The organism is Streptomyces abikoensis, assembly GCF_014648775.1.
GTDB classification, from domain to species: domain Bacteria; phylum Actinomycetota; class Actinomycetes; order Streptomycetales; family Streptomycetaceae; genus Streptomyces; species Streptomyces abikoensis.
The window spans coordinates 96,552-121,198 of record NZ_BMRT01000001.1 but is presented as its reverse complement, the minus strand read 5'-3'; the positions used below and the strand labels follow the sequence as shown (position 1 = coordinate 121,198).

Here is a 24,647-nt window from a genome sequence, read left to right as displayed (position 1 = left end):
CCGGAAGGTAGGGGTGTGAAACCCACCCCCACGCGAGCGGAGCCCGCGCCGGGCGCCGGGACCGGGATCGTCACCCCCGACGACCACGTCATCGTGCTCTTCGGCGCCACCGGCGACCTCGCCCGGCGCAAGCTCCTCCCCGGCCTCTTCCGGCTCGCCCTGGCCGGCCTGATGCCCCGCGCCTACCGGATCGTGGGCTCCGCGCCCGCCTCGGACGCGCTCACCGACGAGGAGTTCCGGGAGCGCGCCCGGGAGGCCGTCGCCGAGTTCTGCTCGGCCGAGCCCGTCGGCGAGGAGTGGGAGGCCTTCGAACGCGCCCTGAGCTTCGGCGCCGCCGACCCCGGGGACGCCCGGCCGCTGCTCGACGCCGTCCGGGCGGCCGAACGCGACCTCGGCGGCAGCCCCCGCCGCCTCCACCACCTGGCTGTGCCGCCCGCCGCCTTCGCCTCCGTCGTCGAGGAACTCGGCCGCACCGGACTCGCCAACGGCGCCCGCGTCATCGTCGAGAAGCCCTTCGGCACCGACCTCGCCTCCGCGCGCGCCCTCAACGACACCCTCCACACCGTCTTCGACGAGGAACGCGTCTTCCGCATCGACCACTTCCTCGGCAAGGAGTCCGTCGACAACATCCTCGCCCTCCGCTTCGCCAACGGCCTCTACGAACCCGTCTGGAACCGCGACCACATCAGCCATGTCCAGATCGACGTCCCCGAGGCGATCGGCATCGAGGGCCGCGCCTCGTTCTTCGAACAGACCGGCACCTTCCGCGACATGGTCGTCACCCACCTCTTCCAGGTGCTCGGCTTCGTCGCCATGGAACCGCCCGTCGACCTCGGCGCGAAGGCCCTGCGGGACGAGAAGAACAAGGTCTTCCAGGCGATGCGGCCGCTCGACCCCCGCCGGGCCGTGCGCGGCCAGTACGACGGCTACCGCGACGAGCCCGGAGTCGACCCGCGCTCCGGCACCGAGACCTTCATCGCCCTGCGCGCCGAGATCGACAACTGGCGCTGGTCCGGCGTCCCCTTCTACCTCCGCTCCGGCAAATCGCTCGCCCGCCGGCGACAGGTCGTCACCCTCCACTTCAAGGAGCCCCCGCTGCGGATGTTCCCCGGGGCGCCGCCCCCGGCCGACTCCTGCGCCAACACCCTGGTCGTCGACTTCGACGACCCCGGCTGGATCGCTGCCCGCTTCCTCGTCAAACAACCCGGCCCCAGCATGCGGCTCGGCCCGGCCCGGATGACGTTCCGCTACGCCGACTCCGTCCGGCAGCGCAATGGCCTGGAGGGCTACGAACGGCTCATCCTCGACGCCATGCTGGGCGACCAGGCCCTCTTCACCCGCTCCGACGGCATCGAACGGCTCTGGGAGGTCTCCGCCCCCCTGCTGGAGTCGCCCGGCGACGTGCTGCCCTACCCGCCCGGCTCCTGGGGACCCGACGCCGCCCGTGACCTGATCGCCCCGCACCGCTGGTACCTCCCGGATGACACCGGCGACAGCGGGGAAGGCACCACACCATGACCCGTCTCGGCCTGCCCGACACCGTCCACGCCTGTCTGTTCGACATGGACGGCGTCCTCACCCGTACCGCCACCGTCCACGCCGCCGCCTGGAAGGAGACGTTCGACGCCTTCCTGCGCCGCCGCGAGGGAGCGGACTTCCGCCCCTTCGACGCCACCGACTACGACCGCTACGTCGACGGCATGCCCCGCGCCGACGGCGTCCGCACCTTCCTCGCCTCGCGCGGCATCCACCTCCCCGAGGGCGCCGAGGACGACCCGCCCGACCGCGACACCGTGCACGGGCTCGGCAACCGCAAGAACGCCCTCGTCCTGACGAAGATCCAGGAACTGGGCGTCGAGGCGTTCCCCGGCTCCGTCCGCTACGCCCGGGCCGCCCGTGACGCCGGACTGCGCCGCGCCGTGGTCTCCTCCAGCGCCAACTGCCAGGCCGTACTGGCCGCCGCCGGCATCGAGGACCTCTTCGAGGTGCGGATCGACGGGATCGTCGCCGCCGAACGGCACCTGCCGGGCAAGCCCCACCCCGACACCTTCCTCGCCGCCGCCCACGACCTCGGCACCCCACCCGGGGCCGCCGCCGTCTTCGAGGACGCCCTGGCGGGCATGGAGGCCGGCCGCGCCGGCGCCTTCGGCTTCGTCGTCGGCGTGAACCGGGCCGACCAGGCCGAGGAACTGCGCCGGCACGGCGCCGACGTCGTCGTCGACGACCTCGCGGAACTGCTGGGGGAGGCCCCGTGATCACCCATCCGTCCTATATGGTCGAACCCTGGTGCCTGCGCGAGACCGAGCTCAGCATGGACGTGCTCTCCCAGAGCGAATCGGTCTTCGCCCTCTCCAACGGCCACGTCGGCTGGCGGGGCAACCTCGACGAGGGCGAGCCGCACGGCCTGCCCGGCTCCTACCTCAACGGCGTCTTCGAGTTCCGGCCGCTGCCGTACGCCGAGGCGGGCTACGGCTACCCGGAGTCCGGCCAGACCATCATCAACGTCACCAACGGCAAGCTCGTCCGCCTCCTCGTCGACGACGAGCCCTTCGACCTGCGCTACGGGAAGTGCCACAAGCACGAGCGGCTGCTCGACTTCCGGACCGGGCTGCTCCACCGCACCGCCGAGTGGACCTCGCCCAGCGGACGCGGCGTCCGCGTCCGCTCCACCCGGCTGGTGTCCTTCAGCCAGCGCGCGGTGGCGGCCATCGCCTACGAGGTCGAGCCGCTCGACGACGAGATGCGGATCGTCGTCCAGTCGGAGCTCGTCGCCAACGAACAACTGCCCCGCGCCGAGGGCGATCCGCGCGCCGCCGCCGTCCTGGAGACCCCGCTGGTCTCCGAGGAGCACGCCGCCCACGACAGCCGCATCCGGCTGCTGCACCGCACCGCCCGCAGCGACCTGCGGGTCGGCGTGGCCGCCGCGCACTTCGTGGACGGCCCCAAGGCCGAGACCGCGTCGGAGAGCAGCGAGGACCTCGGCCGCTTCACCGTCACCTCACGGCTGCGACCGGGCGAGAAACTGTGCGTGGAGAAGATCGTCGCGCACGGCTGGTCGGCGGTGCGCTCGGCACCCGCCGTACGCGACCAGGTCGACGCCGCCCTCGCCGCCGCCACCAGCGCCCGCTTCGCGGGCCTGGCCGCCGAACAGCGTGCCTACCTGGAGGAGTTCTGGGCGGGCTCCGACGTCGAGGTGGACGGCGACGCCGAGATCCAGCAGGCCGTCCGCTTCGCCCTCTTCCACGTCCTCCAGGCCGGTGCCCGTGGCGAGGCCCGCGCCCTGCCCGCCAAGGGCCTGACCGGCCCCGGCTACGACGGCCACTGCTTCTGGGACACCGAGACGTTCGTCCTGCCCGCGCTCACCTACACCGCGCCCCAGGCCGTGGAACAGGCCCTGCGCTGGCGGTACAACACCATGCCCGAGGCCCAGGAACGGGCCCGGCAGCTCGGCCTGGCGGGCTCCGCCTTCCCCTGGCGGACCATCAACGGCAGCGAGTGCTCCGGCTACTGGCCGGCCGGCACCGCCGCGTTCCACATCAACGCCGACATCGCCGACGCCGTCGTCCGCTACATCCGCGCCACCTGCGACGACACCTTCGAACGCGAGGTGGGGCTGCCCCTGCTGGTGGAGACCGCCCGGCTGTGGCGCTCCCTGGGCCACCACGACCACCACGGCGACTTCCACATCGACGGGGTCACCGGCCCGGACGAGTACAGCGCCATCGCGGACGACAACGTCTACACGAACCTGATGGCCCAGCACAATCTGCGGGAGGCCGCGGCCGCCGCCGAACGCCACCCCGACCTCGCCGCGAACCTCGGCGTGGACGACGAGGAGACCGCCGCCTGGCGGGACGCGGCCACCCGGATGACCCTCCCGTACGACGACGAGCTGCGGGTGCACGAGCAGTCCGCGGGCTTCACCCGCCACCAGCTCTGGGACTTCGCCCGCACCAACCCCGACCAGTACCCGCTGCTGCTGAACTTCCCCTACTTCGACCTCTACCGCAAACAGGTCGTCAAACAGGCCGACCTCGTCCTCGCCATGTGCCTGCGCGGGGACGCCTTCACCCCGGAGGAGAAGGCCCGCAACTTCGCCTACTACGAGCAACTGACCGTGCGCGACTCCTCCCTGTCCGCCTGCGGACAGGCCGTGATGGCCGCCGAGGTCGGCCATATGCGGCTCGCCTACGACTACGTGGGCGAGGCCGCGATGATGGACCTCTCCGACCTGGAGGGCAACACCCGCGACGGTATCCACATCGCCTCCCTCGCCGGCACCTGGTTCGCCCTCGTCATCGGCTTCGGCGGGATGCGCGAGGACGACGGGCTCATCGCCTTCAACCCCCGGCTGCCGGAACAACTCGGCCGCCTCGCCTTCACCGTCCAGTTCCGCCAGCGCCGGGTGCGCGTGGAGATCACCGGGACCACCGCCACCTACACCCTCCTCGACGGCGACAGCCTCGACATCCGCCACTGCGGCGAGCGCATGACCCTGTTCTGCGCCGCCCCGGAGTCCCGCCAGATCCCGCCCATCCCCACCGGCCCGGCCCCCGAGCAGCCGGCCGGCCGCGCCCCCGCCCGCCGGGGCCGCGCGACCGGCCACGACGGGGACGGGGCACGCTAGCGAGGCAGTCCCCGCTACTTGGGGACGGTCCAGAGCTGGCGCTTGTTGGTATCAGCCGTGTGCAGCTGGACCTTGGTGCCGTCGGCGGTGGCGCCGCCGGTCACGTCGAGGACCTTGCCCGACGCGACGTGGACGATCTGGCCCTTGGCGTTGACCGACCAGCGCTGCGACGCTCCGCCGTTGCAGTCGAAGAGCTCGATCTTGTTGCCGTCGGCGGTGCCGCCGCGCGCGTCGTCCAGGCACTTGCCCAGCGCCCGGAACGTGCCGTCCTTCCCCACGATCCAGGACTGCGCCACCGAGCCGTTGCAGGTGTAGAGCTGGATCTGGGTGCCGTTGGCCGCCTTCGCGCCCTTGACGTCGAGGCACTTGCCGCCGAGCCCGGTCACCCTGCCCTGGGGCGGGACGGCCGCGCCGGCACCGGCGGCGAGGACGCGCAGGCCCTGCGCGTCGAACTGCTGGACGTAGGTGCCCGCGCGGGCGTCCGTGTAGCCGTGGTTCGCGGTGCACATCACCGGCTTCTCGCCGGAGTCCTTGCCCACGGCGCAGTCCCCGCGCGTCGCGCTGCGGTCCGCGTGCGCCAGGCCCATGGTGTGACCGAGCTCGTGGCTGATGTGGTTCCGCATGAACGTCTCGCCCCAGGAGGGCGCGGGCTTGCCGTCCGCCGTGAAGAACTCGGTGTCGATGTACGCGTGCCCGCTGGTCACCGTACCGGGGAGGGACGAGGAGATCAGACCGCAGCTCAGATTGGGAGTGCCCGAGCCGTCACGGACGATCTTCCAGCCGGTCTGGCCCTTGTCCGCCGGCGGTACGCACGGGCGCTTGAGCACCCCGATGACGATCTCGCCCTTGGGCCGGACGTAGTCCCAGCCCACCGGCGCGGTGTCGACCGCGATGGGCAGGCCGGTGACGCGCTGGAGGTCCGTGGCGGACGCCTTCACATAGCGGCCCAGCCAGTCCACGGACTTCTGGTCGTAGAACTTGACCGTATAGCCGGTCGGCAGCGACCGGGTCATGCCCGTCGCCAGATTCCACCCCTCGCCCTGGGACGCGGCGGCTGCCACCGCCGCCGCCTTCGGGTGCGGCGCGGGGGCCGCGCCCGGCGACATGACGCCGTTCTCGAAGACCGTCCCGTCGGTCGCGGAGACGGCGCCGGAATCGGCGTCGGAATCGGCGCCGGCGGACGTGCCGTCCGCCGGCGCGACGGCCCCCGCGGTGGCGCCCGAGGTGTCCTCGGTGCCGAAGGCGCTGGGCATGACCTGTGCCGTCACCGCGATCGCCGCCACGGCACCCGTGGCGGCGACGGCTATTCGGCGCTTGCCGGTAAGTCGCATGTGTTGATCGGCCTTTCCCCGTTGGTGTGTCACCGGTTACCCGGGGTCCGCACCGTACCGGCCCGCCCGGGCGGGAGTGATCTTAGGCCCCCTCGATCACGTCCGTTCGCCGCCCGTCGCGCTGCGCCACCCGTAGCCCGTGCTGCGCAGCCGGCGCTGGACGCGGTGGAGCGTCGGGTGGCGGTCGCGCTGTTCCCGGGCGGCGCGGTCCAGCTCCTCGGCCAGGCGCTCGGTCCGTTTCTCCACGTCGAGCTCGTCCAGGATCCGGTCCACCTCCGCCAGCAGCGCCCCGTGGAGCTGCCACTGGCGCGGGTGCCGCCGGACGCCCTGGAGGAGCAGCTCGGCCGCGCGGTCACGGCTCGTGCGGCCGGCGGCCAGTTCCGCGACGAGCCGGGACTCGGCCTCCTCGGCGTTGGCGCTCACCTGGGTGGTGATCAGGACGGCGAAGCTCTCCACCGCGCGGGCGAGGTGGACGAACACCTCCCGCAGGGCCTCCGCCACATCGGGGGCGAACAGGGTCTCCCCGGTGCGCTCCTTGGCGAGGTCGGTGAGCGTGCGGCAGATGACGCGCAGGACGACGGCTGTGATCTCCAGGGCGTCCAGGCCGGTGCGCAGCACTACCCGGTGGAGCAGCCCCTCCCTGACCCGGGGGTTGAGGCGCAGACTGTCCTCCGCCTGCCGCAGCGAGGCGTCGACCTGCACGATCTCGTGGTCCAGCCGGCGCGCCTCGTGGAGCCGGGCCGCCGCCTCCGCGACCGGGGTGTGGCCGACGAGCTCCTCGCCGACGCGCTGGAGCAGCCGTCCCATCCGGCGCGAGAGGTGCTCGATGGCCTCGCTGGCGGGCTGCACCCACACCGGGGGGACGAACAGGACGTCGAACAGCAGGCCGACGACGGCGCCGATGAGCGTCTCCAGGACCCGGTCCCAGGCGGTGTAGCCCACCCGGGTGACGCCCAGGACCAGCATGGCGCTGATCGCCACCTCGGGCACGAATTCACCCGCGCGGACGAACCGCCCGATGATCAGCGAGGCCAGGATGATCAGACCCAGGCTCCACCAGGTCAGGCCCACGACGACGCTGAAGCCGATGGCGATCAGCACGCCCGCCACCACGGAGTTCACCCTGCGGATGCCGGTGGTGAGGGTGGAGTACAGGGTGACCTGCACCACGAGGATCGCGGTGAGCGGGGCGGTGAGCGGCGCCGGCTCGCTGCTCAGCTGGAGGGCCACCACATAGGAGATCACCGCCGCCAGCGTGGAGCGGACCGCTTGGACGACGGCGGGCTCCCGGTGGCGCCGCACCAGGGTCGTCAGGGGGTCGGGCAAGTCGGGCAGCACGTTGTGCCTCTTCCCTCGTCCGGGTCCGCAGCTGGTTCAATCACCCGCATGGCTGATCACATAGTGGTGCGGGTGTTCGCGGGACCGGACGGCGAAGGAGGCAATCCGCTCGGGATCGTCGAGGACGGCCGCACGGTTCCCGGGGAGGCCCGGCAGGCGCTCGCGGCGGAACTGGGCTTCAGCGAGACGGTGTTCGTCGACGACACCGGCGCCGGGCTCGTCGACATCCGGACGCCCGGTGCCGTGCTGCCGTTCGCGGGGCATCCGCTGGTCGGCCTCGCGTGGTGGCTGCGGCGGCGGGGGCGGGGAGCGGACGTGCTGCGCCCGCCGGCGGGGGAGGTGCCCACGTGGCAGGAGGGGGAGACGACCTGGATCCGGGCGCGGGCCGGGTGGGCGGCCGGGCGGCGCACCCGGCGGTTCGCCTCGGTCGCCGAGGTGGACGCGCTGCCCGCGCCGCCGCCGGGGGAGGGCTGGCTGTACGCCTGGGCCTGGGAGGACGAGGCCGCGGGGCGCGTCCGGGCCCGGGGCTTTCCCCGGCGCGGCGACGGGATCGTCGAGGACGAGGCCACCGGCGCCGCCGCCCTGACCCTCGCCGCCGAGCTCGGCCGGGACCTCGTCGTCCGGCAGGGCGTGGGATCCGTGATCCTGACGCGCTGTCACGAAGGCGGGGTGGTGGACCTCGGCGGCCGCGTGGTCGTCGGCTGACGGCCGGCGGGGTCAGGGCCGGCAGGGCCGGGCCGTCGGCGTGCGGTGGGCGGTGACGGCGCGGTCGAGGTTGGTCGCGGCGCTGATGAGCGCGAGGTGGGTGAAGGCCTGGGGGAAGTTGCCCAGGGCCTCGCCCGCCGCGCCGACCTCCTCCGCGTACAGGCCCAGGTGGTTGGCGTGGGTGGTCATCTTCTCGAAGATGTACCGCGCCTCGCCGACCCGCCCGGCCCGGGCCAGCGCCTCGACGTACCAGAAGGAGCAGAGGTTGAACGTGCCCTCGCGGTCGAGGAACCCGTCGGTGCCGTCGGTCCGGTAGCGGTGGACGAGGCTGTCGCTGACCAGCTCCTCCTCCAGCCGCCGGACCGTGGAGAGGAACCGCGGGTCGGACGGCCCGGCGAACTTCACCAGCGGCATGACCAGCAGGGACGCGTCCAGCGTGCGCCCCTCGGCGTACTGGACGTACGCGCCGAGCTCCGGCGACCAGCACTCCTCCTGGACGTAGCGGTACGCCGCGGCGGCGGCGTCGCGCCAGCGCTCCACCGGGGCGGGCATGCCGCGGTGGCGGGCGATGCGCATGGCGCGCTCGAAGGCCACCCAGGTCATCAGCGCGGAGTAGGTGAAGCGCCGGCGGCCGCCGCGCGTCTCCCAGATCCCGTCGTCCGGTTCCTCCCAGTGCTTCTCCAGCCATTCGAGCTGGCGGCTCAGCGCCTCCCACAGCTCGTAGGAGATGGGCTCGCCGTGCTTGTTGTAGAGGTAGACGGAGTCCATCAGTTCGCCGTGGATGTCGAGTTGGAGCTGGTTCGCGGCGGCGTTGCCGATGCGCACGGGGCGGGAGCCGCGGTAGCCGGCGAGGTGGTCGAGCACGGTCTCCGGCAGCTCGGAGCGGCCGTCGATGCCGTAGAGCACCTGGAGGCCGGTGCCCGGTGGCGCCTCCACACAGCGGTGGTGGAGCCAGTCGATGAACGCCGCGGCCTCCTCCGTGAACCCCAGCCGCATCAGCGCGTACAGCGTGAACGCGGCGTCCCGGACCCAGGTGTAGCGGTAGTCCCAGTTGCGGCCCCCGCCCAGCGACTCGGGCAGGGAGGTGGTGGGCGCGGCGACGAGGGCGCCGGTGGGCTGGTGGACGAGGAGCTTGAGGACGAGCGCGGAGCGCTCGACCGCCTCCCGGTAGCGGCCCTGGTAGGTGGAGCGGCGCAGCCAGCCGTCCCAGTAGCGCAGGGTGTCGTCCAGCAGCCGGGACGCCTCGCCGCGGCCGAACGGGCGGATCTCGCCGCCCCACTGGGCCGCGAGCTCCAGCGTCCGGCCCGGCTCCAGCACGACGGTCGCCACGGCGGCGTCCCCCTCGGCGCGCAGCGGCACGGTGGAGCGCAGCACCAGCGTGCCGGCCGGGCTGGTGAAGACGGCGCCGACGCCCTCGACCACCTCGACCGTGTGCGCGGCGCGGGCGTAGTCGAACGCCGGCCGGCACTCCACCTCGACCGTGGCGCTCCCGCGCACCATCCGCACCTGGCGGACGATCTGCCGGACGTCGCTCGCCGGGCAGGACGGATGGTCCGGCACCATGAAGTCGTACAGCTCCGCGACCGCGGCCTCGGCGAGGAAGCGGGTCAGCAGCACATTGGAGTCCGGCAGGTACATCTGCTTGGTGCGCTCCACGTCGCGCACCCGGACCGAGAACGCGCCCCCGCGCCCGGTGTCGAGGAGGGCGCCGAAGACGGAGGGCGCGTCGAAGCGGGGCAGGCAGCACCAGTCGATGGTGCCGTCGACGCCCACCAGCGCGACGGTGTGGAGATCGCCGATGACGCCGTGGTCCTCGATGGGCGGCGCGACGGTCTGTCGCGGCCCGATGTCGTGTTTCATGACCGACCCTCCTCGGCGGAGGCGCGACACCACCCGTTATACCTCCGGGGGCGCGGGCGCGACAGCGCGCGGAGCGGCGTCGGCCGTGGTTCAGGCGTCGGGGTGCGAGCCCAGCTGGAGCCGTACCTCCAGCTCGTGCTCGCCCGGCACCGTGCCGTGGTCCTCCACCCCGAAGACGACGCCGAGCTCCTCCCTGACCTGGCGCACGGGGTCGGCGGCGCCGAAGAGGTCGACGGTGACGGGCGAGGTCAGCCGGGCCGGTGCGACGGCGCGCGGGGTGGCACGGGTCCGCGCGTCGACGACCATGCACCACACCGTGGCGCCCCCCTTGTCCGCCTCGGTGGGCCCCTTCGCCCCCGGCTCGGCGACCTCGGGGAACGCGGCCTCCAGCGCGCCGAACACGGTATTCGCGTCCTCCTTGGCGCAGCCGGTGAGGTGAACGCTGACATGGTCCGCAGTCTCGAGGCCGCTCATCACCCGGTGCTCCTCCGCCGTCCGCTCAGACTTCGTCGGGTACGACGGTAGGAGAAGCCGACCCGGCCCGCCACTCAAAGCTCAAAGGATTCCTTTGATCCAATAACGGAATTCATTATTCGACTTATGGGAAGAACCTCGGTAGCGTCGCAGACGTTGGCTTTCCCGACCCGTCAGAGGCGGTGTTTCCGTTGGTGGGCGAGCGCCGAGTGGCGACCCCTTGGAAGTTCATGGCCGCGACCGCGATCCTGTGGGGCTCGGCCTTCCCGGCGATCCGTGTCGCGCTCGACGGCTACGCGCCGACCGCCATGGCCGTCCTGCGGCTGGCCGTCGCCGTCGTCCTCCTGCTGCCGTTCCTGTTCACCGGGCGCGTCAGCAGGCTGCGCCGCGGCGACATCCCGCGCATGGCGGGCTTCGGGCTCACCGGCATGACCGCCTATCAGCTGCTGCTCTACGCCGGCGAACGGCACGTCGAGGGCGGCACGGCCGCCATGCTCGTCGCCACCTCCCCGGTGTTCGCCACCGTCCTGGGCATGCTCGTGCTGCGTGAACGGCCCGGCGCCTGGGGCGTCGGCGGACTCCTCGTCGCCCTGACCGGCGCCCTGGTGGTCGCCATGTCCGGCGGCGGCGGAGGCGGTTCGCACTCCGGCATGATCATGGTCGTCCTCGCGGCGGCCGCCCAGGCGACGTCCTTCATCCTCCAGAAGCCCCTGCTGTGCCGCTACTCCGGCATGGACTGCATCTTCTACGGCAGCCTCTTCGGCCTGGTGCCCCTGCTGTTCTTCGCCCCGCAGGCGGTGAGCCAGGCGGCGGCGGCCGGCTGGCAGCAGAGCGCCGCGGTGGTGTGGCTGGGCCTCGGCTGTACGGCGCTGGCCTTCTGCACCTGGTCGCGCGTGCTGGAGGCGGCCACGGCCTCGACGAGCTCCCTCGTGCTCTACGCGGTGCCGGTCGCCGCACTGGCGCTGGACGCGGTCCTCATGGGCGTCCTGCCGACCCCCGTGGCGGCGCTGGGCGGCCTGATCGTCCTGGCCGGCGTCGGCATCGCCGCCGTCCGCCGCCCGTCCGGACGCAGCCGCGTGGTGGCCGCCTCGGCCCCACGGGAGAAGGCCGGCGAGACGGCCGCCGAGGCGGACCTGGCCGACGCGCCGTAGGCTCCCACCACCCGCTGAACCGGCGTCGCCGGACACCGCATCCGGTGTCCGGCGACGTCTCGTTCACGGGCCTTCGAAGACCGCGTGATGGTCGGCCGCAGACCCCTGCGGACCGTGATTGTCAGACCCCGGTGCGACACTCTCCGTCATGAGATGGGCGGTGGCCGAGACGGAGGACGGGAGCGCGCGCCTGTGCCCGGTGGACGGGGAGGGGCGGGCCGCCGGGCCCGTCGAGACGGAGAAGAGCCTGGCCGAGGCGGTCCGATCGCGGCCCGGGGTGGACCGCTGGGTGTGGCGGTCCACGGCGGAGTCCTACGGGCGGCTGCTCGCGGCCGGCGTCCGGGTCGAGCGCTGCTATGACGTCGAGGCCGCAGAGGCGCTGCTGATCGGGCACGAGGAGGGCCAGTCCGGCCAGCCCCGCTCGCTGCCCGCCGCCTGGGCGCGGCTGCGCGGGCTGCCCGTGCCCGCCGACCCGCCCGCGCGGGCGGCGGAGACCCAGCCGTCCCTGTTCGCCCCCGGCCCCGTGCCCCTGCCGCCGGGCACGGACGAGCTGACGGCCCTGCTGGAGGTCTACGCGGAGCAACTGGCCCGGACGGAGCGCACCGCGCACCCCGGCCGGATGCGTCTGCTGACCGCCGCCGAGTCCGCCGGCACCCTGGTGGCCGCCGAGATGGGCCGGGCCGGGGTGCCCTGGCGGGCCGACGTCCACCACGAGCTGCTGCTGGCACTCCTGGGCGAGCGCTATCCCGGCGGCCAGGAGACCCGGCGGCTCGCCGAGCTGGCCGACGAGGTGTCCCGCGCCTTCGGGGACGGCGTGCGCGTACGGCCCGACCTGCCGGCCGACATCGTCCGGGCCTTCGCCCGCGAGGGCATCGCCCTGTCCTCCACCCGGGCCTGGGAGCTCCAGGAGATCGACCACCCGGCGATCCCCGCCCTGCTGGAGTACAAGAAGCTCTACCGGCTGCACACGGCCCACGGCTGGTCCTGGCTCCAGTCCTGGGTGCGCGACGGCCGCTTCCGGCCCGAGTACCTGCCCGCCGGCACGGTCACGGGCCGGTGGACCACCAACGGGGGCGGCGCGCTGCAGATCCCCAAGGTGGTGCGGCGGGCGGTCGTCGCCGACCCGGGCTGGTGCCTGGTCGTCGCCGACGCCGACCAGATCGAGCCCCGGGTGCTGGCCGCCGTCTCCCGCGACCCCGGCCTGATGGACGTCGCGGGCAGCGGCCGCGACCTCTACGCCGACCTGGCCGAGCGCGCCTTCTCGGGCGACCGGCAGTGGGCCAAGATGGCCATGCTGGGCGCCATCTACGGGCAGACCTCCGGCGACGGCCTCAAGCACATGGCCGACCTGCGCCGCCGCTTCCCGGCGGCCGTCGCCTTCGTGGACGACGCGGCCCGCGCGGGCGAGGAGGGCCGCCTGGTGCGCACCTGGCTCGGCCGCACCTGCCCGCCCTCCGCCACGGCCGGGGCGTACGACGAGGCGGGCATCCCGCAGGACGAGGAGCCCACCGCGCCCGGCAGCACGGCGGGCGCCCGCGCCCGGGGCCGCTTCACCCGCAACTTCGTCGTCCAGGGCAGCGCGGCCGACTGGGCGGTGATGGTCCTCGCCCTGGTCCGCCAGTCCCTCGCGGACATGGCGGCGGAGCTGGTCTTCTTCCAGCATGACGAAGTGATCGTGCACTGCCCCGAGCAGGAGGCCCCCGCCGTCGTGGCGGCCATCCGCGAAGCGGGCGACCGCGCCGGGCGCATCGCCTTCGGCGACACACCCACGCGGTTCCCGCTCACGACGGCGGTGGTGCGGTGCTACGCGGACGCCAAGGAGTAACGATTCGCCCCCCTGGCGCGCCCGTCACGCCACGGCCTGCTCCGCCTCCCGGCGGAGGCGGTTCTTGTCCGGCTTGCCCGCGTCGGTCAGGGGCAGGGTCTCGGCGAAGGTGAGGCGGGCGGGCTCGTACATGGCGCCGCGGCTCTCGCGCACCAGCGCGCGCAGTTCCTCCTCGCCGACGTCGGCGCCCGGGCGGCGGACGACGACGGCGTGCACCTGCTCCATGCTGTCGGCGTCGCGGACGCCGAAGACGGCGCTCTGCGTCACGTCGGGGTGCGAGTTGAGGACGTCCTCCAGCTCGGAGGTGTAGACGTGGCCGCCCACCACGATGATCATGTCCTTGAGCCGGTCCACGACCGCCAGGAAGCCCTCGTCGTCCAGCCGGCCCAGGTCGCCGGTATGCAGCCAGCCGTCGCGGAGCACCTGGGCGGTCAGCTCGGGCTGCTTCCAGTAGCCGGTCATGAGGTGCGGGGAGCGGATGCAGATCTCGCCGAGCTCGCCGTTCGGCAGTGCCCGCCCGGACTCGTCGCGTATCTCCACCTCGACGTCGGGCAGGACCTTGCCCGCTGTGCGCAGCAACTCCGGGCGGTCCAGGTCGTGCTGATCGGGCATCAGCATGCTGATGCCGCCGGCCTCGCTCTGCCCGTAGAACTGGACGAGCACGGGCCCGAAGCGGCGTATCGCGTCGGCCAGCCGCGCGGGGGAGGCCTGACAGCCGCCGTAGACCAGGGCGCGGAGGCTGGAGGTGTCGGTGGTGGCCGCGTCCGGGTGGTCCATCAGCCGGTACAGCAGCGGCGGCAGCAGGAAGAGGTCGGTGATCCGCTCGCGCTCGACGGCCGCGAGCACCTCGGCGGGGTCGAAGTCGTCATGGAGCACCACGAAGCCGCCCAGGCGGAGCGTGGTGTCGGCGAACATGCCCCCGGCGTGCGCGACCGTGGTGCACAGCAGCTGCCGGCGCGGGTGGTCCGGGCCGTCGAAGAGGCGGGCGGCGAGCTGCCCGAAGGTGGTGCAGATCCCCTTGGGGTGGCCGGTGGTCCCGCCGGTGTGGCGGATGGTGCAGATGTCCTCCGGCCGCGCCTCGCCGGCCAGGGGCTCGGCGGACTCGGCGGCGGCCAGCTCCAGGAGGTCCTCGCCGAGCGACGCGGGCCCCAGGGTGAGGACGTCCTTCACCGGCGCCTGCGCGGTCACCTCGGCGGCCCGGTCGGCCCAGCGCGGGTCGACGATCAGGGCCCGGGTCTCGACGTCCTCGACGATGGCGGCCTGCGACTCCGCCGACAGCTTGTTGTAGAGGTGGTTGACGGTGCAGCCGAGGAGATTGGCGGCGTACCGGGCGGCGATGACCTCGGGAAGGTTGCCGCTGAGCAGGGTGACGGTCTGGCCGCGGCCTATGCCGCGCAGGCGCAGGGCACGCGCCATGCGGAAGACGAGGGCGCGGAGTTCACCGGCCGTCACGGTCCGGTCGTCGTGCTTTAAGGCGGGCCGGTCCGGGGCGGTGTTCAGGGCATCGAGGATGTCCTCCACGTAATTGCGGAAGGTGATGGGGGTGGCGGTCATCAGAGTGTCCTCCCGCGGCAGCGGTGTCCGCCGCCGCTCACATAGTTACCTAGGGCAATTATATGAGCGGTCCACCCTTGAGATCAAACCGGAGGTCCGGTTTCCCGCTCCGGGGCGCAACGCGCCGTGCCCGGCGCCGTCCAGGACGTCGGCGCCGGGCACGGGGGGCTCACCGCCCCATGACCCTCACGAAGGTCGCCGGGTCCGCGTCGAAGCCGTGGACGCCGCGCAGGAAGGTCCAGGCCCCCGAACCGTCGCGGACGAACTCCGCGACCCTCGCCGCCGTCGCCCCACCGACCCCGGAGAAGTCGTCCTCCGCCAGCTGCTCACGGCCCTCCCGGACGTGCACGCTCGTCCCGGCGACGCCGCCGAACGTCAGCCGCCCGTCGCCCTGCTGTATGGCGACGCCCACGACCACCCGGACGTAGTCGGGGCTCAGCCGGTCGAGCTCCAGCGTCAGGACCTCGTCGTCGCCGAAGCCCTTGCCGTCCTGACTGTCCCGGTTGAGGGTGATCGTGCCGTCGGGGGAACGGCTGTCGAAGTGCACGAGATAGGCGGGCTCGCCGTGGGGGTCGCCGGCGCCGTACGTCGCCGCGATCAGGTCCAGATCGTGGGGCGCCGCTCCCGGAGGGCTCGGATCCCACCGGAGGGCCACCACCACCCGTTCCAACCCCTTGTTGAGACCGCTCGCGGAACTCTTGTCCACACCGCCCACAGGACCTCCCCTTTCCTCGGCGCGCCGACCCTCCATGGTGCCATGACACACCCGTTCGCCGACGGCCGACAGCCCACCGCCCGGGCGGGTTTGACGGTCCGTCTTCGACGCTGACCGAATACCGGTGACCGCGCGCCCGCCGCACCCCACCATCCGGAGAGGATCCCCCACCACCGCGGCACACCGCGGAGCCGGTCGCATCGCGGGGATCGCCGTCCGGGAGGAGAGCGCGTTGCAGATCCGCTTCATCGGTGTCCTGAGGCCGGCGGTGGTCCTCACCGTCCTGGCCCTGGCCGCCCTGTGCACCACACCCGCCGTCGGCGCGGCGACCTCCGCGCGCCCGGCGGCCATCGGCCTGCCGGCCGGAGTGAGCGCGGGCATCGCGGTGTTCGACCGGCAGACCGGCGTGTTCACCGAGCGGTTCAACGCCCGGGCCCGGTTCCGTTCCGCCTCGGTGGTCAAACTGCTGATCGCCCTCGACCACCTGTGGGACCGCGGTCCCACGTACCCCATACCCGACGCCGACCGGGCGTTGCTGGACGTCATGCTGCGCAGCAGCGACGACGGCGCGGCCAGCACGTTCTGGGACCGGAACGGCGGCGGCGCCATCGTCGAGCGGATGGTGGCACGGCTGAAACTGGCCGACACCGCGCCGCCACCGGCCGACCGGCCCGGGTACTGGGGTTACACCGCCCTCTCGGCGGCGGACACCGTCCGGATCTACCGGTACCTCCTCGACGAGGCGCCCGCTCCCGTCCGCGACTACGTCATGGGCAATCTGCGCGCCTCGACCCGCTGCGGCACGGACGGCTACGACCAGAGCTTCGGCATCGCGGCCGTCTTCGACCGGCCCTGGGCCGTCAAACAGGGCTGGTCCGGCTTCGACTCCAACGGCTGCACCACCGATCCGGCCGCCACCCGCGCCCCGGCCCGGACACCGGGCCGGGCACCCACGCGGGCACCGGCCCCGGCCGACGGCGTGGACCTGCGCCGCCCCGCCCTCCACACCACCGGCACGGTGGGCGCCGCCGACCGCACCATCGTCGCCGTGTTCACCCTCCACGCCGAAGACACCCCCTACGGCAAGGCGTACTCCGACCTCGGCGCGGTGGTGCGGGGGCTGAACGTCCCCGGCGCCACCCGCACCCCCGGAAGCTGGTTCGGCACCTGGGGTTCCGGCGTGCGCGTACGGGCCCGGGCCGGCACCGACTCCGCCGTGCTCACCACGCTGCCCGCCGGGGTCGAGGTGCTGGCGGGCTGCCAGAAGCGCGGACAGGTGGTCACCGTCCCCCCGTACACCAACGACTGGTGGGCCTACCTGCCCAAGTACGGCGGCTGGATCACCAACATCTACGTCTCCTCGCCCGGCGACAAGCTGCCGGACGTACCCGACTGCTGACCCGCCCGGACCCGCCGGAGGAGCGGCCGGCCGCCGGACCCGCCGAGGGCGGGGCCCGGCGGCCCCTCGGCTAGCCTGAAGACACAATGAACCGTTTCACGACGTCACGGGGTGAGTACGAACTCACCCGCTTCCCCGAGGACCCCCGCGACACCCTGCGCGCCTGGGACTCCGCCGACGAGTACCTGCTCGAGCACCTCGCGGAGGCCGGCACGGACCTCTCGGGCACCGTGGTCGTGGTGGGCGACCGGTGGGGAGCGCTGGTCACCGCCCTCGCCGGGCACCGGCCCACCCAGATCTCCGACTCCCACCTCGGCCAGGAGGCGACCCGGGCCAACCTGGCGCGCAACGGCGTCCCCGCCGGTGACGTCCGGCTGCTGTCCACCCGTGACACCCCGCCCGAGCGGATCGACGTCCTGCTCGTCCGCGTGCCCAAGAGCCTCGCCCTCCTGGAGGACCAGCTCCACCGCCTCGCGCCCGCCGTCCACGAGAACACCGTCGTCATCGGCACCGGCCGGGTCACCGAGATCCACACCTCGACGCTCCGGTTGTTCGAGACGATCCTCGGCCCCACCCGGACGTCCCTGGCCGTGAAGAAGTCCCGGCTCATCTTCTGTACGCCGGACCCCGCACTCGACCGCCCCGCCAACCCCTGGCCGCACCGCTACGCCCTGCCCACCGGCATCGGCCCGGCCTCCGGGATGACCGTCACCAACCACGCGGGCATCTTCTGCCCCGACCGCCTCGACATCGGCACCCGTTTCTTCCTCGCGCACCTGCCGGAGCGCCGGGGCGCCGAGCGCGTCGTCGACCTGGGCTGCGGCAACGGCGTCGTCGGCACCGCCGCGGCGCTGGCCAACCCCGAGGCGGAGCTGCTGTTCACCGACGAGTCCCACCAGGCCGTGGCCTCCGCCGAGGCCACCTTCCGGGACAACACCGGACCGGACGCCGTCGCCACGTTCCGCGTCGGCGACGGCCTGGAGGGCGTCCCCGCCGCGTCGGTGGACCTCGTCCTGAACAACCCGCCCTTCCACAGCCACCAGGCCACCACCGACACCACGGCCCGGCGGATGTTCGCCGGCGCCCGCGCGGCGCTGCGCCCCGGCGGGGAGCTGTGGGTCGTCGGCAACCGGCACCTGGGCTACCACGTCCGGCTGCGCAGGCTCTTCGGTGACTGCGAGGTCGTCGCGAGCGACCCGAAGTTCGTGATCCTGCGGGCCGTCAAGCGCTGATCCGCCCGTACGCGGACGTCCCGCCCCGCCACGCGGGGGCGGGACGTCGCGCGCCGGCGTCAGGTGTTCTGCGCCGTGTCGTAGAGGTTCTTGGCCTCGTCGCCGAAGTAGGGGCCGAACATCGTGTTCGGCAGGAACGTGTAGCCGAAGCTGTTGACCGAGGCCTGGAGCCCGGCGCCGGTGGACTCGTCGAAGGACGTGAACCACGGGCCGCCGCTGGACCCGCCGGTCATGTTGCAGCCCAGACCGTGGTCCTGGGTGAGCAGGAAGTCCTTCGAGGACGTCCCGCTGCAGTAGATCAGCTTGCTGCCGTCGTACGGGGACGCCGCCGGGAACCCGAAGGCGTACATGTCCTTGTTGTAGCCGCCGTTGAACTCGAGGCCCTGGCCGCCGACGACGTCGGTGAGCCGCTTGCCGTCCACCGGGCCGACGACGGCGGCCCCGATGTCGTTGTTCATGTCCTCGCTGGCCGTCCACTGCGGGGTGGAGAGCGTCTTCGCCGCCGCCCAGGTGCCGTACGGCGACTGCCCGTCGTGGTAGCCGGGGACGAAGACCCAGTTGGTGTGCCAGCTTCCCTGGTACTTCACACAGTGCCCGGCGGTGAGCACGACATTGCCGTTCTTGCTGGTCACGGCGTCACCCGAGCAGGAGGCGGTGCGGTTCTGGAACGTGAAGAACACTCGCCCGATCGTGTGGACGACGGCGCCGCCCCCGGTCCACGGCCCGCCGGCCTGCGGCAGGGACCTCACCCCGGCGGAGGGGGCGGCCGGGACGGTGGGCGCGACGGTGGACACCGCGCCGCGCGACTCCGCGGCGGGACGGGCCGCCCGGGCCGCGAGACCGTCCGGGGCGGCGCCGGGCACGTCGAGCGGGGTGGCCGAGCGCATCCGTTCGGGGGTCCAGAAGGCGACGGCGTCCCGCTGGGCGGCGCTCGTGTGCGCGGTCGCCGGGGCCCGTTCGGCCCCGGCCGGCGCGGCGCCGGACGCGGTGGCCGGAGTGCCCAGGGCGACCAGGGTGCCGGCGGCCAGCAGGATGCCGGAGGTGCTGCGGTGGGGACGTCTCACGCGTACTCCTTCTGCCGAGGCCGGGCGCGTGGGGCGCGGGGCCGTGTGGGGGGCCGGACCGGCTGCCGGGTCCGGGCAGACGAGTGGTGCGGATTCGACGGTGCGTCAGAAGAGCGTGCCACGCACGGCGAAGGATTGACAGGGGCGCGTCAATGATGCCCTGTCGGCCCCGGCCGTTTTCCGCCGCGTGATCCCTCCCCATCGCTTACGGTTCCGGTATGACGATCTACCGCACCGGCACTCCGGCCCCTCCCACGGACGGCCGCAGGACCCTGGTCGTCGGCGCGGGGATGGCCGGGCTGTACGCGGCCCGGGAACTGCGGCGCGCCGGCCACGACGTGACGGTCCTGGAGGCCCGGGAGCGCACCGGCGGGCGGCTGTGGACCGAGGAGTGGGAAGGACTCCGCATCGACCTGGGCGCCTCGTGGATCCACGGCGTCGAGGACAACCCCGTCGCGGAGCTCGCCGCGGAGGCGGGGGCCGCCACGGCCGTGTACGACGTCGGCACCCTCGACTACGGCAGCCAGGACGGCACGGTCTCCTACGCCCCCGACGGCCGGCGCCTCACCCGCGCCGAGACGGAGACCCTGGGGAAGGACCTGAAGGCCGTCGGCGGCGCGCTGGAGGCCCTCGCCGCGCGGGCCGAGCCGGGGCTGTCCCTCGCGGAGGGGCTGCGTGCCGTGCTGGGTGCCGCGGGCCTGGAGCCGGCGCGGGCCAGGAGGGTCCTCGAGGCGTGCGGCCGCATGGCGGAGGACGACTGGGGCGCGGGCATCGGGGAGCTGGCCCTGGCCGCCGTGATCTGGGGCAAGGACTACGAGGGCGTCGAGGCCGTCTTCCCCGGCGGCTACGCGCAGCTGACGGACCACCTGGCCGAGGGGCTGGACGTACGGCCGGGTCACCGCGTCACCCGCGTCGAGCACGGGGGCGACCAGGTGGAGGTGCACACCGACGGCCACGGCGTCCTCACCGCCGACCGGGTCGTGATCACGCTGCCGCTCGGGGTGCTGAAGGCCGGCGCCGTCACCTTCGCCCCGGAGCTCCCCGAGGCCAAGACGGACGTCATCGAGCGCATGGGCATGGGCGTCTACGACAAGCTCTACCTGCGCTTCGCGGAGGCGTTCTGGGACGACAGCGACGTGATCCGCCTGGAGGACACCCCGCACGGCGCCTTCGCCAACTGGTTCGACCTCCGGCGCGTCACCGGGGCCCCGGTGCTGGCCGTCCTCCACGGCGGGCCCGTCGCCCGCCGCCTGGAGGAGCTGGACGACGCCACCGTGGTGGGCGACGCCCTGGCCGTCCTGCGCGGCGTCTACGGCGACGGGGTGGCGGACCCCTCGGCGTACCGGCTCACCCGCTGGGCGGCCGACCCCTTCGCCCGGGGCTCGTACTCCTTCCCGGCCGCGGCCTTCGAGCCCGGCGACCACGACGTCCTGGCCGAACCCGTCGGGGACCGCCTGTTCTTCGCGGGCGAGGCGACGAGCGCCGACCACAGCAGCACGGTCCACGGCGCGCTGCTCTCCGGCCGCCGCGCGGCCCGGAGCGTCCTGGCGAGCTGAGCGGCCCGGAGGGGCGCCGGGCGGGTCGCGGGCCCGGGGGTCAGCCGGCTCTGTCTTCCCGGACGGTGGTCCTGTCGCTCCACGCGAGCTGGATCGACTCCAGGAGCCGGGCGTTGCAGCGGGTCGGGTCGTCGCTGAAGCCGGTCAGCCCGGCGGCCCAGTCCCGGATCCGGACCAGATCGGCCGTCACCGGCCGGGTGGTGGGGTGCTGTTCGGCGAGGGCCGCCGCGATCTCTTCGATGTCCGTCCATCGCATGGGCCAGAGTGTGGCGGAGGGGGCCGGCGAGGTCCAGGGAGCCCTGCGGCGGGGCGCTCGCCGCACACCGGTCACCGTCCGTTCATCGCGGGCTGTCCTGCGGCGATGACCGGGCGATTACCGCACGGTGGGCACGGGTTGGGTGACTGCGCGTTACGGTCGGCGCGGGATTGACGCACGGTCAAGTGCGACAGCGAGAACCCGTCCCGAAAGAGAGCATGAGCACCATCGCCTTGCCGCGGCCCGCCGGAGAAGGGGGCCGCTTCGCCTCCCGCGCCGGTGGACCGCACGCCGGGCCGGACGGCGCTTCGCCGCCCCTACTCGTAGGTGCGGATCAGCCGGGCCAGATGTCGGCCCGCCGTCAGCAGGGGCTCCTCGCTCCGCAGTACCTGCGCGGTCAGCTCGGCGCCCTCCAGGGTGCTGATCGCCGCGCAGGCCAGATCGCGGGCGGTGTCCTCGTCGAGGCCGCCGCGCAGCTTCTCGGTGACCAGCTCCGTCCAGTGGCCGATGGCCTCGGCGCAGGCCTGCTGGATGTCGGGGGCGCGCCCGACGGTCTCGAGGGCGGTGGCCGCCACGGGGCAGCCGTCCATCCAGTCGGACTCCCGCAGGGAGTCGGCGAGCAGCCGGGTGCAGGCGGTGATCGCCTCGGCGGGGTCGTCGGCGGCGGCCAGTCCGGCGCGCAGGATGTCGGAGAACTCGCGCTCGCCGTGCTGGATCGCGGCCACGGCGAGCTCCTGCTTGCCGCCGGGGAAGAAGTGGTAGACGGAGCCGAGGGTGGCTTCGGCGTCGCGGGCGATCTGCTTGATGCCCGTCCCTTCGTATCCCTGGCGCTGGAGCAGCCGGGCCGCCGCCCGGACGATCCGGTCCCGGGTGCCGACGGCGGCGTCCGTTCCCTCGGTGGCGTCGTGTCGCGGCTTGGTCGTCTGCATTCCATGAGTTTAACGGATAGAGCGTTCGCTCTAGCGCTGTGCTATGTTTCTTCTGGGTAGAGCGTTCGTTCTAGAACCGGCGGACCGCCGCCCCTCCGTCCTGCTGCACCCCCGTCAGGACGGCGGAGCGGACACCCAGCGGTATCAGCGGCACAGCGGTATCAATCGCGGTAACAATCAAGGAGAACCAGTGAGCAAGCAGGCAGTGACCGTCATCGGGCTCGGCCCGATGGGCCAGGCGATGGTGACCGCGTTCCTGGAGAACGGCCACCCTGTCACCGTGTGGAACCGCACCGCGAGCAAGGCCGACGAGCTCGTCGCCAAGGGCGCCGTCCTGGCCCCCTCGATCGAGGACGCCCTCAAGGCCAACGAGCTCGTGGTGCTGAGCCTCACGGACTACGACGCCATGTACGCCATCCTCGAGCCGGCCACGGCCGCCCTCGACGGCCGGGTGCTGATCAACCTCAGCTCCGACACCCCGGAGAAGGCCCGCGCGGCCTTCGAGTGGGCCGCCGGCCACGGCGCCAAGCACGTCACCGGTGGCGTCCAGGTGCCCCCGCCCCTGATCGGCAAGGAGGGCTCCTCCACCTACTACAGCGGCCCGCGCGACGTCTTCGACACGTACAAGGAGACCCTCGAGGTCCTCACCGCCGCCGACTACCGCGGTGAGGACCCGGGCCTCGCGGCCATGTACTACCAGGCCCAGATGATCATCTTCTGGACCAGCATGCTCAGCTTCTACCAGGCGCTGGCGCTGGGCAAGGCGAACGGGGTCTCCGCCAAGGAGCTGCTCCCCTACGCCTCCAACATGATGACGATGATGCCGCACTTCCTGGAGCTCTACACCCAGCACGTCGACAACGCCGAGTACCCCGGCGACGTGGACCGCCTGGCGATGGGCGCGGCCAGCGTCGACCACATCCTCCACACCAGCGAGGACGCGGGCGTCGACACCACCCTGCTCAAGGCCGTCCAGGACATCTTCCAGCGCGGCATGGGCAAGGGCTTCGAGGGCAACAGCTTCTCCAGCCTCATCGAGGTCCTGAAGAAGCCCTCCGCCTGACCCGGGTGAAACAGCGGAACGCCCCCCGCCGAAGCCTTCGGCGGGGGGCGTTCTCGCTGTCAGCGGTGCGGAGGATCAGCCCGCGAGGGCCGCAGCCTGCTGCGCGGCGCGCAGGCCCGACTCGATCGCGCCCTCGATGAACGCGCCGTGCCAGCCCTTGGCGATGTCCGCGCCGGCGAAGACGATCCGGCCGTGCGGCTGCTCGATCTGCGGGAACAGCTGGAGCAGCTGGTTGGGACGGCGCATGCCCCAGCCGCCCATCGCGTACTTGTCGGCGTGCCAGGCCGTGGCCCGGTAGTCGGACACCTCGGCCCCGGGCAGGAACGCCTGGACCGCCGTCTGCACCTTCGCCTTGTCGTTGGTGTCCAGCGACGGACCGCCGAAGGCGACGAAGAGGCGGCCCTCGGGAAGCTGCTGCTGCGGCACCAGCATCAGGATCGGCGAGCCCTCGGGGGCCTGGCCGTAGACCGCGTCCACCTTGCCCTTGACCAGCACCCAGATCTTCGTCGCGTGGGGCACGCCCATGCCCTGGGTGGTCGCCTGGGTGTGCGCCTTGGGCAGGCCGGGGTTGAAGGTGATGGACTTCCAGACGTTGGCCGGGGTCGCGACGACCGCCACGGGAGCGGTGTACGCGCCGCCGCCCTGCACCTGGACGGTGACCTTGCCGTTGGCCTCGGTCACGGAGCTGACGGGGGAGCTGAGCTTCACCATGGCCTTGGAGTCGGCGAGCATCGCCTTCAGCAGCTCGGTCATGCCGCCGACGGGCTTGATGCCCATGGTGGACTCGAAACCCTCGTAGGTGCCGCCCGCGAGCTGGTACCACTGGGCCATGCTGGTCAGCGCGGCCCAGGAGCTCGAGCCGCCGGCGTAGACGGCGGAGCCGCCGTTGAGCCACTTCAGGTCGACGGGGGAGAGCGACAGCTGCCGCAGCCGGTCCTCGAGCGAGAGCGGGTCCACCGCCGCCAGCAGGTCCTTGCGGAACAGCGGGTCGGCGGGGTGCTCGAAGTAGGACTCGGAGTTCTTGAACAGCTCCTTGAACAGCCCGGACAGCCGGCTGGACACCGTGGCGAGGTCCGTCCCGACCAGGCCGGTGTCGCCCGGCATCATGGCGCGGTCACCGGGGGTCTCGTAGAACGTCTTGATCCCGTAGCGCGCCACCTCCTTCTGCGCCAGCTCCTGCTGTGGGCCGAGCCAGCCGCCGCCGAAGTCGACGGTCTGGCCGGCGAAGCTGCCCGTCCATATCCGGCCGCCGATCCGGTCGCGGGCCTCCAGCACGAGGGTCCGCAGGCCCTTGGCCCCCAGCTCGCGGGCCACGGTGCCGCCGGCGTAGCCCGCGCCGATGACGATCGCGTCGAGCCGGGTCTCCTCGGTGGCCCGCGCGGTGCCGGCCAGGACCGGGCTCAAGGAGGCCGCCAGCGAGGTGGCACCGACGGCCTTCAGCAGCGACCGGCGGCCCAGCCGGCGGTCGGTGACCTTCACGGAGCCGGAGTCGTGAGCGTTCATGGCAATCCTTCGATGGGATGTCGGATGGCCGTGCGTCGGCGCGCCGACGCACGGCTGAGGAAGGG

20 protein-coding genes are annotated in these 24,647 nt (G+C 73.0%); 10 read left to right on the top strand and 10 right to left on the bottom strand.

Annotated features, from left to right (window positions below; genetic code table 11):
- Positions 1 to 15 precede the first annotated feature (15 nt).
- Genes zwf through IE096_RS00480 form a run of 3 tightly spaced genes read left to right on the top strand, consistent with a single transcriptional unit; the run spans position 16 to position 4,627 of the window.
- Positions 16 to 1,518, top strand: coding sequence for a glucose-6-phosphate dehydrogenase (gene zwf, locus IE096_RS00490; RefSeq protein ID WP_229819830.1), 1,503 nt, complete (start codon positions 16 to 18; stop codon positions 1,516 to 1,518).
- Positions 1,515 to 2,255, top strand: coding sequence for an HAD family hydrolase (locus IE096_RS00485; protein ID WP_189447253.1), 741 nt, complete (start codon positions 1,515 to 1,517; stop codon positions 2,253 to 2,255). The genes zwf and IE096_RS00485 overlap by 4 nt, the downstream gene beginning before the upstream one ends.
- Entirely contained in the window at positions 2,252 to 4,627 is a 2,376-nt protein-coding gene (locus IE096_RS00480; protein ID WP_189447252.1) for a glycoside hydrolase family 65 protein, read from the top strand. The genes IE096_RS00485 and IE096_RS00480 overlap by 4 nt, the downstream gene beginning before the upstream one ends.
- Before the next feature lie 14 nt (positions 4,628 to 4,641).
- Here IE096_RS00480 and IE096_RS00475 read toward each other — a convergent pair whose 3' ends face one another.
- Both IE096_RS00475 and IE096_RS00470 read right to left on the bottom strand, forming a co-directional pair.
- Complete coding sequence (locus IE096_RS00475) at positions 4,642 to 5,958, bottom strand: ricin-type beta-trefoil lectin domain protein (protein ID WP_189447250.1); 1,317 nt, start codon at positions 5,956 to 5,958, stop codon at positions 4,642 to 4,644.
- Positions 5,959 to 6,054: 96 nt separating this feature from the next.
- A complete protein-coding gene (locus IE096_RS00470; protein ID WP_189449426.1) occupies positions 6,055 to 7,293 on the bottom strand; it encodes an FUSC family protein in 1,239 nt (412 codons plus the stop codon).
- Between the two features lie 51 nt (positions 7,294 to 7,344).
- Here IE096_RS00470 and IE096_RS00465 point away from each other — a divergent pair, with 51 nt between their 5' ends.
- Complete coding sequence (locus tag IE096_RS00465; protein WP_189447248.1) at positions 7,345 to 8,001, top strand: PhzF family phenazine biosynthesis protein; 657 nt, start codon at positions 7,345 to 7,347, stop codon at positions 7,999 to 8,001.
- A gap of 12 nt (positions 8,002 to 8,013) precedes the next feature.
- On the opposite strand, the gene IE096_RS00460 is transcribed toward IE096_RS00465, so the two are convergent.
- Complete coding sequence (locus tag IE096_RS00460) at positions 8,014 to 9,861, bottom strand: glycoside hydrolase family 15 protein (RefSeq protein ID WP_189447246.1); 1,848 nt, start codon at positions 9,859 to 9,861, stop codon at positions 8,014 to 8,016.
- A gap of 90 nt (positions 9,862 to 9,951) precedes the next feature.
- The gene (locus IE096_RS00455; RefSeq protein ID WP_189447244.1) at positions 9,952 to 10,335 is read right to left on the bottom strand and encodes a hypothetical protein; all 384 of its coding nucleotides are present in this window, start codon (positions 10,333 to 10,335) and stop codon (positions 9,952 to 9,954) included.
- 230 nt (positions 10,336 to 10,565) lie between these two features.
- Here IE096_RS00455 and IE096_RS00450 point away from each other — a divergent pair, with 230 nt between their 5' ends.
- Together IE096_RS00450 and IE096_RS00445 are read left to right on the top strand one after the other, a co-directional pair.
- Complete coding sequence (locus tag IE096_RS00450; protein WP_189447242.1) at positions 10,566 to 11,486, top strand: DMT family transporter; 921 nt, start codon at positions 10,566 to 10,568, stop codon at positions 11,484 to 11,486.
- Between the two features lie 148 nt (positions 11,487 to 11,634).
- Positions 11,635 to 13,311, top strand: a complete 1,677-nt coding sequence (locus IE096_RS00445; RefSeq protein ID WP_189447241.1) for a bifunctional 3'-5' exonuclease/DNA polymerase — start codon at positions 11,635 to 11,637, stop codon at positions 13,309 to 13,311.
- 24 nt (positions 13,312 to 13,335) lie between these two features.
- Here the strand turns inward: IE096_RS00445 and IE096_RS00440 are convergent, their stop codons facing one another.
- Together IE096_RS00440 and IE096_RS00435 are read right to left on the bottom strand one after the other, a co-directional pair.
- Positions 13,336 to 14,865, bottom strand: coding sequence for an AMP-binding protein (locus tag IE096_RS00440; RefSeq protein WP_189447239.1), 1,530 nt, complete (start codon positions 14,863 to 14,865; stop codon positions 13,336 to 13,338).
- 169 nt (positions 14,866 to 15,034) lie between these two features.
- Positions 15,035 to 15,571: a TerD family protein gene (locus IE096_RS00435; protein ID WP_229819829.1), complete on the bottom strand. Its 537-nt coding sequence runs from the start codon at positions 15,569 to 15,571 to the stop codon at positions 15,035 to 15,037.
- 241 nt (positions 15,572 to 15,812) lie between these two features.
- Between IE096_RS00435 and IE096_RS00430 the strand changes: the two genes are divergently transcribed.
- Both IE096_RS00430 and IE096_RS00425 read left to right on the top strand, forming a co-directional pair.
- Positions 15,813 to 16,979, top strand: a complete 1,167-nt coding sequence (locus IE096_RS00430; RefSeq protein ID WP_373297975.1) for an SH3 domain-containing protein — start codon at positions 15,813 to 15,815, stop codon at positions 16,977 to 16,979.
- Between the two features lie 86 nt (positions 16,980 to 17,065).
- A complete protein-coding gene (locus tag IE096_RS00425; protein ID WP_189447235.1) occupies positions 17,066 to 18,211 on the top strand; it encodes a methyltransferase in 1,146 nt (381 codons plus the stop codon).
- Between the two features lie 59 nt (positions 18,212 to 18,270).
- Here IE096_RS00425 and IE096_RS00420 read toward each other — a convergent pair whose 3' ends face one another.
- Positions 18,271 to 19,275, bottom strand: coding sequence for a trypsin-like serine peptidase (locus IE096_RS00420; protein ID WP_189447233.1), 1,005 nt, complete (start codon positions 19,273 to 19,275; stop codon positions 18,271 to 18,273).
- 218 nt (positions 19,276 to 19,493) lie between these two features.
- On the opposite strand from IE096_RS00420, the gene IE096_RS00415 reads away from it, so the two are divergent.
- The gene (locus IE096_RS00415; protein ID WP_189447231.1) at positions 19,494 to 20,831 is read left to right on the top strand and encodes a flavin monoamine oxidase family protein; all 1,338 of its coding nucleotides are present in this window, start codon (positions 19,494 to 19,496) and stop codon (positions 20,829 to 20,831) included.
- A gap of 40 nt (positions 20,832 to 20,871) precedes the next feature.
- On the opposite strand, the gene iscX is transcribed toward IE096_RS00415, so the two are convergent.
- Entirely contained in the window at positions 20,872 to 21,087 is a 216-nt protein-coding gene (gene iscX, locus IE096_RS00410; RefSeq protein WP_189447229.1) for a Fe-S cluster assembly protein IscX, read from the bottom strand.
- Positions 21,088 to 21,404: 317 nt separating this feature from the next.
- Positions 21,405 to 22,016 carry a TetR/AcrR family transcriptional regulator gene (locus IE096_RS00405; RefSeq protein ID WP_189447228.1) on the bottom strand — a complete coding sequence of 204 codons (612 nt, stop codon included), beginning with the start codon at positions 22,014 to 22,016 and terminating at the stop codon, positions 21,405 to 21,407.
- Between the two features lie 43 nt (positions 22,017 to 22,059).
- Here IE096_RS00405 and IE096_RS00400 point away from each other — a divergent pair, with 43 nt between their 5' ends.
- Positions 22,060 to 23,079: an NAD(P)-dependent oxidoreductase gene (locus IE096_RS00400; protein ID WP_189447226.1), complete on the top strand. Its 1,020-nt coding sequence runs from the start codon at positions 22,060 to 22,062 to the stop codon at positions 23,077 to 23,079.
- A 75-nt stretch (positions 23,080 to 23,154) separates the two neighbouring features.
- Here the strand turns inward: IE096_RS00400 and IE096_RS00395 are convergent, their stop codons facing one another.
- The gene (locus tag IE096_RS00395; protein WP_189447224.1) at positions 23,155 to 24,582 is read right to left on the bottom strand and encodes a flavin monoamine oxidase family protein; all 1,428 of its coding nucleotides are present in this window, start codon (positions 24,580 to 24,582) and stop codon (positions 23,155 to 23,157) included.
- Positions 24,583 to 24,647 lie beyond the last annotated feature (65 nt).